General features: G+C 62.8%; 12 protein-coding genes and 1 pseudogene. 8 read left to right on the plus strand and 5 right to left on the minus strand.

The window, feature by feature from the left end; genetic code table 11:
• Window positions 1-115: 115 nt before the first annotated feature.
• The gene (locus AB4Z44_RS09975) at window positions 116-2,479 is read right to left on the minus strand and encodes a TonB-dependent receptor (RefSeq protein WP_404713882.1); all 2,364 of its coding nucleotides are present in this window, start codon (window positions 2,477-2,479) and stop codon (window positions 116-118) included.
• Window positions 2,480-3,107: 628 nt separating this feature from the next.
• On the opposite strand from AB4Z44_RS09975, the gene AB4Z44_RS09980 reads away from it, so the two are divergent.
• Both AB4Z44_RS09980 and AB4Z44_RS09985 read left to right on the plus strand, forming a co-directional pair.
• The gene (locus AB4Z44_RS09980) at window positions 3,108-4,169 is read left to right on the plus strand and encodes an SMP-30/gluconolactonase/LRE family protein (RefSeq protein ID WP_404713883.1); all 1,062 of its coding nucleotides are present in this window, start codon (window positions 3,108-3,110) and stop codon (window positions 4,167-4,169) included.
• Between the two features lie 20 nt (window positions 4,170-4,189).
• Window positions 4,190-5,176, plus strand: a complete 987-nt coding sequence (locus AB4Z44_RS09985; protein WP_404713884.1) for an alpha/beta hydrolase — start codon at window positions 4,190-4,192, stop codon at window positions 5,174-5,176.
• Here AB4Z44_RS09985 and AB4Z44_RS09990 read toward each other — a convergent pair whose 3' ends face one another.
• Entirely contained in the window at window positions 5,177-5,653 is a 477-nt protein-coding gene (locus tag AB4Z44_RS09990) for a nuclear transport factor 2 family protein (protein ID WP_404713885.1), read from the minus strand.
• Between the two features lie 87 nt (window positions 5,654-5,740).
• On the opposite strand from AB4Z44_RS09990, the gene AB4Z44_RS09995 reads away from it, so the two are divergent.
• Window positions 5,741-6,229 carry a nuclear transport factor 2 family protein gene (locus AB4Z44_RS09995; protein WP_404713886.1) on the plus strand — a complete coding sequence of 163 codons (489 nt, stop codon included), beginning with the start codon at window positions 5,741-5,743 and terminating at the stop codon, window positions 6,227-6,229.
• A gap of 18 nt (window positions 6,230-6,247) precedes the next feature.
• Here AB4Z44_RS09995 and AB4Z44_RS10000 read toward each other — a convergent pair.
• Window positions 6,248-7,278 (minus strand): annotated as a pseudogene (locus tag AB4Z44_RS10000) (DUF6282 family protein).
• 192 nt (window positions 7,279-7,470) lie between these two features.
• Between AB4Z44_RS10000 and AB4Z44_RS10005 the strand changes: the two are divergent.
• The 5 genes from AB4Z44_RS10005 (at window position 7,471) to AB4Z44_RS10025 (ending at window position 11,929) form a co-directional block, all read left to right on the plus strand.
• On the plus strand, window positions 7,471-8,226 hold the full coding sequence (locus AB4Z44_RS10005; protein WP_404713887.1) for an SDR family NAD(P)-dependent oxidoreductase: 756 nt from the start codon (window positions 7,471-7,473) through the stop codon (window positions 8,224-8,226).
• A 9-nt stretch (window positions 8,227-8,235) separates the two neighbouring features.
• On the plus strand, window positions 8,236-8,808 hold the full coding sequence (locus AB4Z44_RS10010; RefSeq protein ID WP_404713888.1) for a carboxymuconolactone decarboxylase family protein: 573 nt from the start codon (window positions 8,236-8,238) through the stop codon (window positions 8,806-8,808).
• A gap of 334 nt (window positions 8,809-9,142) precedes the next feature.
• Window positions 9,143-10,489, plus strand: coding sequence for an SRPBCC family protein (locus AB4Z44_RS10015; protein ID WP_404713889.1), 1,347 nt, complete (start codon window positions 9,143-9,145; stop codon window positions 10,487-10,489).
• A complete protein-coding gene (locus AB4Z44_RS10020) occupies window positions 10,486-10,983 on the plus strand; it encodes an aromatic-ring-hydroxylating dioxygenase subunit beta (RefSeq protein ID WP_404713890.1) in 498 nt (165 codons plus the stop codon). The genes AB4Z44_RS10015 and AB4Z44_RS10020 overlap by 4 nt, the downstream gene beginning before the upstream one ends.
• A 10-nt stretch (window positions 10,984-10,993) precedes the next feature.
• Window positions 10,994-11,929, plus strand: a complete 936-nt coding sequence (locus AB4Z44_RS10025; protein WP_404713891.1) for a ketopantoate reductase family protein — start codon at window positions 10,994-10,996, stop codon at window positions 11,927-11,929.
• 210 nt (window positions 11,930-12,139) lie between these two features.
• Here AB4Z44_RS10025 and AB4Z44_RS10030 read toward each other — a convergent pair whose 3' ends face one another.
• The gene (locus tag AB4Z44_RS10030) at window positions 12,140-13,609 is read right to left on the minus strand and encodes an aldehyde dehydrogenase (protein ID WP_404713892.1); all 1,470 of its coding nucleotides are present in this window, start codon (window positions 13,607-13,609) and stop codon (window positions 12,140-12,142) included.
• Window positions 13,606-13,914: an EthD family reductase gene (locus tag AB4Z44_RS10035; RefSeq protein WP_404713893.1), complete on the minus strand. Its 309-nt coding sequence runs from the start codon at window positions 13,912-13,914 to the stop codon at window positions 13,606-13,608. The genes AB4Z44_RS10030 and AB4Z44_RS10035 overlap by 4 nt, the downstream gene beginning before the upstream one ends.
• Window positions 13,915-13,919 lie beyond the last annotated feature (5 nt).

The raw sequence follows: 13,919 nt of genomic DNA on the forward strand, positions 1-13,919 counted from the left end.
GAGTATCATATGCGATCGTCATAAGTGGTCAATTCCACGCGATAGGCGAACCCATTCGGCCCTGGATAAAAAAACTCCCCGGGGCGTGCCCGGGGAGCAGAGGGAGAAGGATAAATCAGAACACGCGCCGGACCGACAAAGTGATTTCGCGCGGTGGCGCCAAGCGCGTCTGGGCGTCGAGCGTTCCCTGCAGCACCTGATAACGGTAGAATTTGTCGGCCAGATTGGCGACCGACAAAGTCGCGGACCATTTGCGATCATCGGTTTCGTAAGCGATCTGCGCGTTCCAGAGCGAATAGGGCTTGATGATATAGACCGGTAGCGGCGCACGCGACTGCGCCGACGGATCGTAATCCTGCTGCGATTGCCAGCTCCAGTCGATCCGCGGTGTGAAGCTGCCGATCGGAGTTTGAATCGCGTAGGACGCATCGGCGTGCATGTTCCAGATCGGCTGGCGATGGTTGCCGGGGAAGAGATAGCCCGGCTGGCCGACCGTCTTGATGCCAGACTTGAAGTGGTTGTAGCCACCGGTCCAGTCAAGGCGCAGCCCTTCGATCGGAACCAACGTAATATCCCACTCTGCGCCGTAGATCTTCGCCGGGATCGCAGCATTGATGAAATATTGCACGTTGCCAGTGTTAGGCGCGTATTGCTGGCACGACGCCGGGGTCGGATACCAGATCGCGGTCGCACCGGTCTGGCCGACGCATTCATAGCCCTGCACCGATGTCGCGAGCGACTTATAGTCGGTATAGAAGGCCGACAGGTTGGTGCGCAGGCGGCGTTCGAACCATTCCGCCTTGAGCCCGGTTTCGTACGAGATCAGATCCTCGGCCGGCGTCGGCGAAAGCTGGCGCGCGGTGTTGACGATCGTGGTCAGGCCCGGCGGGCGCGATCCGGTCGCAGCATTGGCATAAGCAAGAATATTGTCGGTGATCTTGTAATCGGTCGAGATCAGCCAATCCCAGCGATGTTGCACCGACTTGACCGGATCGATGACCGACACCGCGGTCGGGTTGTTGATCGTGATCTTGATCGTGCCGTCGGTATAACGCGCACCACCCGAAACCCGCCATCTCGGCGTGATGTTGAAATCGAGGTGGAAGAAGCCCGACTGCGAGTTGTTGGTGCCGTGCACGACCGATTGCTGACTGGTCGTCAGGAAGTTGATGCTGTTCTTCTGGTAGCCGTCGAGCCGCAGCAGATAGCCGCCGACGACCCAGTTCAGCCGATTGTCGAACAATTTGCCGTCAAGCCGTACCTCGCCCGACCCCTGATTGTCCTGGTTGGTGAAGTGCGAGACGACATAACCAAAGGGAGACTGATCGCCATTCTGGGTGAAGGCGTTACTATACTTGGTATAGGCGCCGATCCCGGTCAGATGGATATCATCGGTGATGTCGTAGTGGATCTTGCCCGAGAATAGCGCGTGATCCGCCTGCTTGCCGCGATCGAAGCAGAAGCCGTTAGGCTGGATGTTGATGTTGGGCCGGCAATTGGTCGCGTAGGTGGCGTAGCCGCCCGTGCCCGGCGGAGCGACGAAGCGGCTGTCGAGTTGGATGCCGAACGCGTTCCGGACTGCGATATTGTAGGTTTCCACCAGCGCGTTGGTCGTGTTCGGATTGGGGTTAGGCTGGTATGACAACGCCACTTCGGGCGTTTCCTCGTCCCGCTCGATATGCTTGCGCGCGGTCAGGATGATGTCGAGTTTCTCGGTCGGCCGCCAGCGCAGCTTCACCTGGCCGGTCGTATGATTGTAACCGCCGAGACGACCAAGTACACAATCACGCGCCGCCGAATCCGGCTGCGCGAGCGGCAAGGTTCCGGCCAGCGCCGGCGTGCCGAGCTTCTGCATCTCGCAGGTGAAATCGAGCCTTTGCTCAAACCCGTCCTGCCGCTCGAAATTGCCCGAGACGCGGATCGCCAGGGTCGGCGAGATGCCCAGGTCGATCGCGCCGTTGGCACCCAGTTTCTTGCGGCTGCCGCCCTCGAACGAGAGATAGCCCGAATTGTTGCCGACCGGATCCTTGGTGTAGAGCTTGATCGAGCCGCCGATGCTGGCATTGCCCGAAAGCGTGCTCTGCGGGCCGCGATTGACCTCGACATGGTCGAGATCGGTGAAATCCAGTTCCGAGCCCGCCGTCGTCGCGTGATAGACATCGTCGGTATAGATCGCGACCGCAGGCGGCACCGCGATGCTCGACGATTCACCCTGGATGATGCCGCGCATCCTGATCTTGGGCGTGCCGGCCGATTGTGAATCGCCCGGTATGGTCTGCAGATTCGGCACCACTGCACCCAGCGTGCCGACATTGGTGACGTGCGCGGCCTCCAGCTGTGCATTGGTCTGCGCCGTGATCGCGATCGGTGTGTCCTGCAGCTTTTCGCTCACGAAACGCGCGGTGACGACGATATCGCCGAGCTGATCGACCTTTGCCGACGCCGCGCCCTGGTGCGGTGTCTCGGCATTTTGCGCCACCGCCGGCTGCGGCAGGACAACTAACGCAGCCAGACAAGTGCCGGCAAGCAATTGCCGGCCCGTGGCTGCGGACGAACAGAACCCTCCCCTTAGTGCCATTCCGATTTCCTTCCTCTCTTGTGCGCATCGATGGCCGCCATCTTGCGTGGAGCCTGTGCGCTGCATGCCATGTAGCCGCGCCACAAAACATAACATGATAACTATCTTCAAGAAAAGCTCGAGTCAACGAAGCGCGATGCGCGACACCCTGCGGATCCCGTCGCGGATGCATAACCCGTAGGAAAATATCATATAATCAGATAGTTGATAATAGCCGTGCGAGCGGTTAATTATCCGCAATGGCACTCACCCCATCCAACCGCGCGAGCGCCTAGACTCCCATAGAAGATTTTATCAAAAGTACGTTTAACGCATTAAGTTGTCGAAATAGGCAAAATTTTGTGCCGTCCCCGGCAAGCGACTGCGTGATCAAGCCCGATCCGGTCGTTCAAAGGGAATCGATGCGGAACGCGATCGGGCACGCTAGCGATACGGAGAGGCCGCCAGCGTTGCGGGGGAGGAAAACAGGATGAGGCGATCACAGCCCAGCAGGCGATATTTCCGTCGGCGATCGATCGGGTGTGCGCTGGTGGCCGTATGTCTGGGCATCGGCGCCGTCAACGCCCACTCGGCGGCCCGGCCGTTCACGATCGTCAGGGCCGACCCCGCGCTCGACGCGTTGATCGCACCAGACGCCAAACTCAGGAAGATCGCCTCGGGCTTTGGTTTCGCCGACGGGCCGGTCTGGGTACGCGGCCAATCCGGCGCACCGGGCTTCCTGTTGGTCAGCAGCATCATCGGTAACGTGGTGTACAAGGTTACGCCGGGCGGTAAGGTTTCGGCCTATCTCGAAACCGCCGGCTATAGCGGCACCGATTTCGCGCATGACGGCAAGCTTGCTTCCTTCGCGCGGCTCCATCTGATCCTGATCGGTCCGAATTGCACCGGCATCGACGGACAAGGGCGCCTGATCTGGTGCGCAGGACAGGATCGCGCAATCAAGCGGCTTGAGAATGACGGCACGCGCACCGTGCTGGCCGACAAGGCGGACGGCAAGCGCTTCAACGGGCCGAACGACGTTGCGATCGCTGCGGACGGGGCGATCTATTTCACCGATTCCGACGTCGGCCTGCGCGGTGGCATCAATGGCGGCCTCGCGCAGATGCCGGACTCGGTCTGGCGGTGGAAAGACGGCGAGGTCAGCAAGGTCGTCAGCCGAGAGCAACTCGGCGACGAACCCAACGGGATCGCTCTCTCGCCCGACGGCAAATATCTCTACCTTTCGGCCGGCACGACCGCCGCCAATCCGCGGGTCATACGCTACCCGGTCCGCCCCGACGGCAGCGTCGGTGCCGGCACCCTCTTCACGCAGGGCGAAGGCATCGGCGACGGGATGAAGACCGACGCCCGGGGCAATCTCTATTCGACCGGGCCGCTGACGGGGAGCGTGCGCATCACTTCGCCCGCCGGCAAGTTGCTCGGCATTCTGCGCATGCCGAAACCGGGCGATGCCGAGCCCGCCCGACTGGTCTGCGCCTCAGCACTCGCGTTCGGGGGTGACGACGCCAAGACGCTCTACATCACCGCCTGCGACGATATTTACGCCGTTCCATTGAAATCGCCCGGGATACTCGAAGGCCCCGCGCGCTAGACCAGACACTGGAGAATATAATGGCCGAGCCGGACACCGCCCTGATCCCCGTCGCGATACGCGCGCGCGATATCCCACCGCCGTCGACGATCAGCCCGATCGCGCAAGCGGCGCTATCGGCAGGCGCGGCGATGCCCGCCATGCCGTGGCCCTCGCCCGACGACACCGACGCCTGGCGCGCTCAGGTCGCAGCGAGCGACGCCAATTGGGAACAGATGGCCGCGCCCGTCCTTGCGACGATCGCGGCAAGGATCGAAACGACCGAGATCGGCGGCGTACCCTGCTACGATTGCGAACCCACTGGCGGCGTAGCGGCCGACGGCCCGCTCTATCTGTTCGTTCATGGGGGCGCATTCGTGGTCGGCGGCGGCGCGTTCGCCAAAGTGATGGGCGCGCGCGCCGCGGTAGCGATCGACGCGCGCACGGTGTCAGTCGACTATCGCATGCCGCCCGACCATCCGTTCCCGGCAGCACCGGAGGATGTCGTCGCGGTCTATGCAAATCTGATCGAGACACTCGATCCGACACGGATCGTGATCGGGGGCAGTTCCGCCGGCGGCAATATCGCCGCCGCCGCGACCTTGATGATCCGCGATCGCGGGCTGCCCCAGCCAGCTGGAACGGTCTTGCTCACACCCGAAGTCGATCTGACCGAAGCTGGCGACAGCTTCCGCACCAATGAGGATCTCGACGTCGTTCTCAAGCGCGGCCTGCCCGAATGCAACGCGCTCTATGCCAACGGGCACGACTTGCGCGATCCTTATGTCTCGCCTCTGTTCGCGGACTTCACCAAAGGCTTCCCGCCGACCCTGATCCAGACCGGTACGCGCGACCTGTTCCTGTCCAACTCGGTGCTGATGCACCGCAAGTTGCGCGACGCTGGGGTCGATGCCGAACTGCATGTGTGGGAGGCGATGCCGCACGCCGGTTTCCTGCCGAGCGAAGCACCGGAGAATGCCGAGATCGACGTCGAGGTGGCGCGGTTCGTGAAACGCGTGGTAGCGTAGTCAAATCCTAAAATCGGCGCGCGGCACGTAAGTTTCGTCGAAGATGTCCGGCAGACCTGAATCGGCGATCACCACCCGCTTGGTAATCCGCCACCGGCCGTCCTGTTTGGTCAGCCGGTCGAACTCGCGCCCCTGCTCGATCAACCGCGGCGGTCCCTTGATCGTGTCGTTCAGCGTCTGGGTCCACAGCATCTGCGCGGTGGCCGTGTCGCCGTCCAGCGCGATCACCAGATTGCTCAGGATCATCCGGAACTGGCCGGTAAGCCGCGGCTTGTCGGCCGAGACCGCACGATACAGGTCGGCAATCTCGCTAAATCCGTGCGCCACATAACCGTTCACGTCCAGTTCGGCGCCTTCGACGAAATATCTGCCGAAGCCTTCGGGATCGCCCGCGTCGAGCCCCGAATAATAACGTGTGAACAATTCCTCGATCTGCATGCGATCGTACAACGCCTGCGCCATTGTCTCCGGGCTCATCGTCATCCCCTCTCAATCCGTGCCGGGCTCTTGCGCGCAGATGCCGCTTATTGCAAGGTGAACATGTTAACTAGATTGGAGAGGAAAGTGGCCGGGTTACCCGATCAGACCGCGCTGCAAAAGGTGATCGACAGGCTCGAGATTGCCGAGATGCAGAACCGCTACATGTATGCGCTCGATTGGAATGATGCCGACGTTTATGCCGGGCTGTTCGTCGCCGATGGGGAGATGGAATGGCCCGAAGGCCGTGCCAGGGGCCATTCGGAGATCCATGATGCCTGCGTCCGGATCGGCGCCTATTTCGGCCGGATCGCGGCGGCCGCCGCGCCGACCAAAGCGTCGCATCTGCGCCACTTCGTGACCAATCAGGTGATCGACATCCAGGGCGATACCGCGCGGGCACGCGCCTACTGGTTCGATCTGGACAACGATAACAAGCCACGTTGGCCCTATGTCGCGGGCTATGGCTATTACGAGGACGATCTGGTGCGCACCGCTGAGGGGTGGCGGTTCACGCGGCGGTTGATCGTGAATGAAATGACGGGCGTATCGCGGCCGGAGAATCCGTGCTGGTGAGGAGCACTCCTCCCATTTCTATTGGACGGGCAATCCCAGCACCCTTGCGGGATTGGCCTTGAACATCAGGTTCAGGTCGTCCTCGCCGAACCCAGCCTCGCGCAGCACGCGAGCGGCGTGCACCAGTGCGTCGGCATGGGCGAAGAAGCCCGGCAGGCCACTATCCGACGAGACGAAGCAATGGGCCGGCCCCAGCGCCCGGATCATGCGCAGCGTAGCGTCCCTCGTCTTCCCGACCAGTTCGGAGGCCACCACCTCGGCATAAGCCCCCTGCGCCGTGACCCGTTTGAGCTGATCGATGGTCGGATCGGTGTACATCGGCCCGAGCCCCGGATGGGTGATGATAATGTGCGCGATGCCGCGCTTCTCGGCCTCGGCGACAATCTGAAGCATCTCCTTCGTAGAGACATGCCCGGTCGCGAGCGTCAGTTTATAGTGCGCGATCAGATCGAGCACCTCCAGTACCGACGGCAGCAACACGCCGTCCTTGGAGACGATGACGTAGGGGCGGACCTCCTTGAGGTAATTCACCTCGTTGGCTGAATCGTGGGTCGGCATCCACACGACCTTGGCGTAACCGCCCTCCACCTCGGCAAAATAGCGCACCGCCTGCGGGTTGATACCCCCACCGTCGCATTGAGGACAAGCCCCCCGAACACTTCGAGCCCCGGCACGTCCGCATATTTGCGGACGAGATACGCCTCGCCCGCGGACTCGCTCCAATGGTTCTTGAGCACCAGCCCGCGCATGCCCCGTTGCTTCGCGATCTTCGCGATCTCGAACGCGTCCCACTGGCGATCGTAAGCGTCGGGGCCGAAATGGGCGTGGATGTCGATCGCGCCCTTGAGCACGGGATCCTCGAGATGCTCCTCGACCGTCTTCTTGGTGAGCTTGCCCTTGAAATCTTCCCACGCATCGAGCCCCTCGTTCTTTGAGGGGGCGATCACCGATTGTGGTGCAGATGCCCACGTCGCCGCCGGGCCCTCCGCCCGTGCGACCCCGGTAACGAGCATTGCCGCACACGCGGCCATCCTGCCGGCTGAAACCATCTCCGCACCCTTCCACCCTGCCCGCTTCGCAGTCGCGCGGGTTTGCTTGTCCTGTATCGCGCCACTTCCCACCGGCACTGGCCCGGAAGGGAAATCCGCTATGTCGTTGACACCGATACTCCCGAAATATACTTATCATGTTATGTTTTGTGAAGCAGGTCAATGAACGGCCTGCGCACAGGAGGGGCACGCATGGATCTGGAGCTGGGCGGCAAATCGGTCGTGATCTGCGGCGGCGCGCGCGGGATCGGCCGAGCTTGCGCCGAAGCTTTCGTGCGCGAAGGTGCGCGCGTGGCGATTTTCGACTGGAACGCCGATCTGCTGGCAGAAGCACGCCAGGCGATGGGGCACGATATTCTTGCCGTACAGGTCGATGTATCCGACGCCGCCTCAGTCGATGCCGCGCACGCGCAGGCGATCGAGACATTCGGTGCTATCGACGTCGGCTTCAACAATGCCGGGATCAATTCGCCCCCGCGCGCGATCGAGGATACGAGCGAGGAAGATTGGGATCGCGTCATCAACGTCAATCTCAAGGGTATCTGGCTCTGCACTCGTGCACAGGTGCGCCACATGCGACCACGCAATCGGGGCTCGATCATCAACACGACGTCCAACGTCGCCTTCACCGGTGCGCCGGGTTTTGCCGCTTATGTCGCCGCCAAGCATGGTATCGTCGGCATCACTCGCACGGTCGCGCTGGAATTGGCCAAGACCGAAGTCCGCATCAACGCGATCGCGCCAGGCACCGTACGGACTTCGCTCGGCGGCGAGATGCGCAAGTTCGTCGATCCGTTCGCCGACGCCCTGATCCGCAAGGGGCTGCCGATCGGACGCTTCGGCGAACCATCCGAGGTGGCCGACGCAGTGCTGTGGCTCGCGAGCCCGCGCTCGAGTTTCGCGCTGGGATCGACTTTGGTGATCGATGGTGGCTTCACCGCCCAATAGGAGAGAGCGATGCGCACGAACACACCACGGCTGGGGCCGTTGACCGACGCCGAGCTCGACGAGGAGCAGGAGGCGATCATCGCGCCGTTCCGGGAGGTCGGCGCCGATTTCGGCGTTTCACGTGCGTTCGTGCGTCATCCCGCCGCGCTGAAGGCGTTCCGGGTGTGGGCAACCTATGTGATGATCGACCGCAACCCCCTGCCCGAGCGCGAGCGCGAGATCCTGGCGCTTCGCACGGCATGGCTGGTCAAGTCCGGCTATGTCTGGTCGCGCCACATCCCCTACGGCCGGAAGGTTGGACTGACGGAAGACGAGATGGCCGCGCTCAAGCGGCCGATCAAGGAGCGCGACTGGAGCGAGGCCGATGCCGCTCTGATCGCGGCCGCCGACGCGCTCGTGGCGCAGCATTTCATTCCCGACGATATCTGGACGACGCTGTCCGCTCATTTCGACGACCGGCAGTGCATGGATGCGATTTTCGTCGTCGGCCATTTCGTGATGCTGGCGATGTTCCTCAACACCGCCGGCGTGCCGATCGATCATGACGTGACGCTCGATCCCGATCTGGATCTGCGGTCCTGATCGCATCAAGTGTTAGCAAAGACCCATCCCACCCATTCGTCATTCCAGCGAAGGCCGGGATCTCAGGAGGATAGCAGGGCATCTCATCCTTCCTGAGACCCCAACCTTCGCTGCGGTGACGGCAGAAAGTTTAGCGCGTTGACAGGCAGGACTCGAGAATATACTTATCACGTTATGTTTTTGGCGTAATTCTGCGACTTTCCTCTGGCCAAGGCTCCCAAGCCGGCGCCCGACCAGATTCCGAATGATCGAAGCAAGCGGGCTGATCCGGCTTTGCGCTGGGTCAACGCGATTCCGGTTGAGATCATTGTAGATGAGTGAGTATGAGGCTGGAATGACTGAACGCTTCTTCCTTCGCGACCTGATCGACGACCGCCCCCAGGATGGGGTGTTCCGCATCAATCGCGCCTTGTTCCGCGATCCGGCCCTGTTCGCGCTCGAGATGAAGCATGTATTCGAGAGCGGCTGGGTGTTCATCGGCCTTTCGACCCAGGCCGAGAACCCGCACGATTATTTCTCCAACTTCATCGGGCGTGTGCCGATCATCGTCAGCCGCGACGGCCAGGGAGAATTGCGCTGTTTCATCAACGCCTGCCCGCATAAGGGCGTCCGGCTGGTACAGAAATTGTGCGGCAATGCCGCGCGCCACGTCTGCCCCTACCATAGCTGGACGTTCGACAGCGCGGGGGTCAATCGCAACATCAAGTGGAAGAAGAGCGGCTGTTACGGCGCCGGCTTCGACGATCAGGACCATGATCTGGCGCCGGTCGCCCGCTTCGGCGAATATCGCGGTTTCCTCTTCGCCAGCCTGAGCCCCGATGTGCCGAGCCTCGAAGAGTATCTCGGCGAGACGCGCAAGTTGCTCGATCTGGTGGTCGACAAGAGCCCCGAGGGGGTCGAACTGGTCCCGGGGCGCGTGTGCTTCACCTATGCCGCCAACTGGAAGATGCAGCTCGAAAACTGCTCGGATCAATATCACTTCACCTCGACCCACCCGAGCTACATCCGCATCCTCGAGCAGCGCGCCAAGGAGAAGACCGCGGAGGTGGTGCAGGCCACGCTGGGCGCCGCCGATTTCTGGCAGGAGGAGGCGAGCGGCGTCACCGGCGGGACGATGAGCTTCGACCATGGCCACGTGCTCAACTGGGGCATCATGCCGGTCTCTTCGGCTCAGCCCGATTTCGAGCGTGCCGAGCAGATTGCCGAGTTGCATGGGGTCGCCCGGCGCAACTGGATGTTCAACATGCGCAACCTGACGATCTTCCCCAACCTCCAGATCGCCGAGAATGCGTCGAGCCAGATGCGCGTGATCCGTCCGATCGCGCACGACCTGACCGAGATGCAGACCTGGTGCATCGCCCCGCGCGGCGAGAGTGCGCAGGCGCGGACGCTGCGCATCCGGCAGTATGAGGATTTCTTCAATCCGACCGGCATGGCCACGCCCGACGACACCGTCTGCTACGAGGAGGCCCAACTCGGCATGGCCGAACAGGAGCGGCCCTGGCTGCAGGGCCACGCACGCGGGCTGACCGCCTCGGTCGACGGCGGCAACCAGTTTTCGGACATGATCGATCTCAAGCCGGCGCGCAGCGTGCTCGCCGACGCGCAGCTTTGCGACGAGAGCCTGTTCGCGAGCTACTACCGCGCCTGGGCCCAGCGCATGGGGGAGGTGCTGTCGTGAGCACGCTTTCGCAGGCCGAAGCGGCGGCTTTCCTTTATCGCGAGGCCTTGTTCCTCAATTCGGGCGATTACGACGCCTGGCTCGCGCTCTACACCGCCGACTGCCTGTTCTGGATGCCGGCATGGCGCGACGATGGCACACCGACCGACGATCCCGAGCGAGAGCTGTCGCTGATCTATTATCGCGGCCGGCGCAATCTGGAGGATCGTATCCAGCGCATCCGATCGGGTTTCTCCGCGGCGTCGGTGGTGATGCCGCGTGTCGCGCACATGATCGGCAATGTGCTGACCGATCCGGTGGACGATGTGCGGGTGCGGCTCGATTCCTCGTTCATCGTCAATGTCCACGATGTGCGGACCAAGCGGGACCACGCCTATTTCGGCCGCTACGAGCACGAGCTGCGCCTCGAAAACGGCGGGTGGAAGATCTCGCGCAAGATCATCCGGTTGATGAACGACGTCGTCCCGACCATGCTCGACGTTTACGGCGTGTAGGAGCGGACTTATGCTGTCTTCATCATCGGCGCCCAGCGTCACGGTCGTCGGCGCTGGTGCGATGGGGTGCCTGTTCGCGGCGCGGCTGGCGGAGCAACGTGCCAACGTGACGATGGTGGACGTCGATCGCGAGCGGCTTTCGATCATCGGCCGCGAGGGCATCACGCTGGTCGATGACCATGGATCGCGGACGGTGGCGGTAAGCGCGGCGCTGGCCGCGGATGTCGCCGGGCCGGTGGATCTGCTGATCCTCTTCACCAAAGGTATCCATAGCGCTGCCGCCATCAGGTCGGTGGCGCATCTGGCGGCCACGAGGCCGGTCGCTCTGACCTTGCAGAACGGCATCGGTAATGCCGAGCTCCTTGCCGAGGGTTTCGGCCCGGAACAGGTGGTGATGGGAACCGCGCACGTGCCGGCCGATCTTACCGGGCCTTCATCGGTCGTGACGCACGGGTTCGGCTTGCTCGACGTCGGCGGCTTTACCCCCGCCGCGCAGGGCTTCGCGCCCGCCGTGGCAGCTTTGCTGCACGATGCGGGTTTCAAGACCAAGGTCGCGGGCGACATCAAGGCCGCCGTCTGGGAAAAAGTGGCCTTCAACGCGGCGCTTAACGCCACCGGCATGATCTGCCAGGTAGCGAATGCCGGCGTTGACAACGAGCCCGGCCGTCGGCTCGCTGCCAAGGTGGTGGACGAGACTGCGAACGTCGCGGCAGCGGCCGGAATTCACATCGATCGGGAGCAGATCATCGCGACGATCGACGCGGCCTTGCGCGAGCATGCTCATCACAAGGCTTCGATGCTGCAGGACCGCGAGCATGGCCGGATGACCGAGATCGAGACGATCAACGGTGCGATCGCGCGCGAAGGTGCGCGGCTGGGCGTACCGACACCGGTGTGCGATACGCTGACCGATCTGGTGCGGATCATCGAGCAGGCGGAAACCTGAGGGCGAGCAACAGAAACCTCACTCGCCTCCCGTTTCTTCGTCATGCTGAACTTGTTTCAGCATCCACCGGGCAATTTGCGCGGACAGTGCGGTCCGCACGGTGGACCCTGAACAAGTTCAGGGCGACGGGTGGATAAATCGCGGTATCCCTCTCCAAACAATAACCGGAGCGCCGCGCGAGGAGTGCGCGACGCTCCGGCAGTCGGGAGATCAGGCCAACTCGGCGGGCGCGCCGTCGAGCAGGATCGTCTTGGTTTCGAGATAATGCATCAGGCCCTGCGATCCGCCTTCGCGACCGATGCCCGATTGCTTGTAGCCGCCGAAGGGCAACGAGAAATCGCTGCGCATCCCGTTCTGGCCGACATTGCCGGTCCGCACCCGCCGCGCGACCTTCCACGCAGCATCGGCATCGTGGGTCAGCACCGATCCGTTGAGACCATAATTGGAATCGTTGGCGATGCGGATCGCGTCATCGACATCGTCGCACGGGATCAGGCTCAGGACGGGACCGAAAATCTCCTCGCGCGCGATCGTCATATCGTTGCTGACATTGGCGAACAAAGTCGGCTCGAAGAAATAGCCGCGGTTGAGGTGCGCCGGGCGGCCACCGCCGGTGACCAGATCAGCGCCCTCTTTCTGGCCCTTCTCGATATAGGATTCGACCCGATCCAGCTGTCGCTGCATCGCGAGCGGTCCCATATTGACCGAGGCGTCATCCGAATGGCCGACCCGCACCTTCTTCATCTCGGCTGCGATCGCATGGGCGATCTCGTCGTGACGGCGCCTGGGGACGATCGCGCGGGTCAGCATCGCGCAGACCTGCCCGCTGACGAGCGTGATCGCGCCGGCCAGCACCTTGGCGGTTTCCTCGGCCGAGAAATCGTCGAGGATGACCGCAGCCGATTTGCCGCCGAGTTCGAGCGTGCAGCGCGCAATGCGCGAACCGCAGACCGAGCCGATCCTTTTGCCGGCAACGGTCGAACCGGTGAAGCTGACCTTGTCGACGCCCGGATTGCAGACGAGGTGATCGGACGCCTCACGATGCCCGGGAACGAGGTTGATCACCCCCGCCGGCAGCCCTGCCTCTTCGGCGCACTCGGCGATGATATAGGCTTCGAGCGGGGTCTCGGGCGAGGGCTTGATGATGATCGTGCAGCCCGACAACAAAGCCGGCGCGAGCTTGGCGGCCATGATCATGTAGGGCACGTTCCACGGCGCGATCGCGGCGACGACGCCGACCGGCTCGTGGACGACATAGGCGACGGGGGATGCCTTGCTCTCGACCTTGGTAATGAACGGGAAGGTCCCGCCGAGATCGATCGCTTCCTGCAGATTCTGGGTGCCGCGGCCGGTGAGATAAGGCGCGATCGCAGTCAGGCCGCCCATCTGCTGGGTCCACGCCGCAGCAATCTCGGGCTCACGCTTGCGCAGCGCCTCGACGAGCCGCCCCATCGCGGCGACGCGCTCGGCCGGCGGCATCCATTGCCACGGCCCTTCGTCGAAAGCCTTGCGCGCAGCAGCGACTGCGCGATCCATGTCGGTCTCGTCGGCCTCGGCGACGCGCGCCACGACCTGCTCGGTATCGGGCGAGACAATCTCGATCTGGCGGCCCGAATGGGCTTCGACCCAGGCACCGCCAATGAACAGGCGATCGGGATGGCGAAGAACGGGGGCGCTCATGCGAAATCCTCCAGCGGATAATGGACGAGGGTATAGCCACCCGACGCATAGTTTTCGGCATCGGCCGCGACCTTCTGGCCAGCCTCGGACTGCATCGCCGCGCCGAACGCGGCCTCGTCGGCGAACTGGCCTTCCCAGATGCAGAAGAAGGGCGCCTCGCCCATCGGCGAGCGCACGTCGAACGTGTAGCGGCACGCCTCCAGCCCGGGCAGCTGCTTGGCGAGCGGCAGATGCGTACCCAGATAATAATCCTTGAAGTGCTGGGGATCGTCGGGCGTCTGATAGAGAACCAGAACCTTGTACATATCGT

This window comes from Sphingomonas sp. MMS24-J13 (genome assembly GCF_044905095.1).
Taxonomy (GTDB): domain Bacteria; phylum Pseudomonadota; class Alphaproteobacteria; order Sphingomonadales; family Sphingomonadaceae; genus Sphingomonas_I.

Excerpts from the sequence above, each read along its gene's own strand:
- AB4Z44_RS09985 (WP_404713884.1), top strand. The coding sequence starts at position 4,190 with ATGGCCGAGCCGGACACCGCCCTGATCCCCGTCGCGATACGCGCGCGC.
- AB4Z44_RS10030 (WP_404713892.1), bottom strand. The coding sequence starts at position 13,609 with ATGAGCGCCCCCGTTCTTCGCCATCCCGATCGCCTGTTCATTGGCGGT.
- AB4Z44_RS10035 (WP_404713893.1), bottom strand. The coding sequence starts at position 13,914 with ATGTACAAGGTTCTGGTTCTCTATCAGACGCCCGACGATCCCCAGCAC.
- AB4Z44_RS10010 (WP_404713888.1), top strand. The coding sequence starts at position 8,236 with ATGCGCACGAACACACCACGGCTGGGGCCGTTGACCGACGCCGAGCTC.
- AB4Z44_RS09990 (WP_404713885.1), bottom strand. The coding sequence starts at position 5,653 with ATGAGCCCGGAGACAATGGCGCAGGCGTTGTACGATCGCATGCAGATC.
- AB4Z44_RS10015 (WP_404713889.1), top strand. The coding sequence starts at position 9,143 with ATGACTGAACGCTTCTTCCTTCGCGACCTGATCGACGACCGCCCCCAG.
- AB4Z44_RS10005 (WP_404713887.1), top strand. The coding sequence starts at position 7,471 with ATGGATCTGGAGCTGGGCGGCAAATCGGTCGTGATCTGCGGCGGCGCG.
- AB4Z44_RS10025 (WP_404713891.1), top strand. The coding sequence starts at position 10,994 with ATGCTGTCTTCATCATCGGCGCCCAGCGTCACGGTCGTCGGCGCTGGT.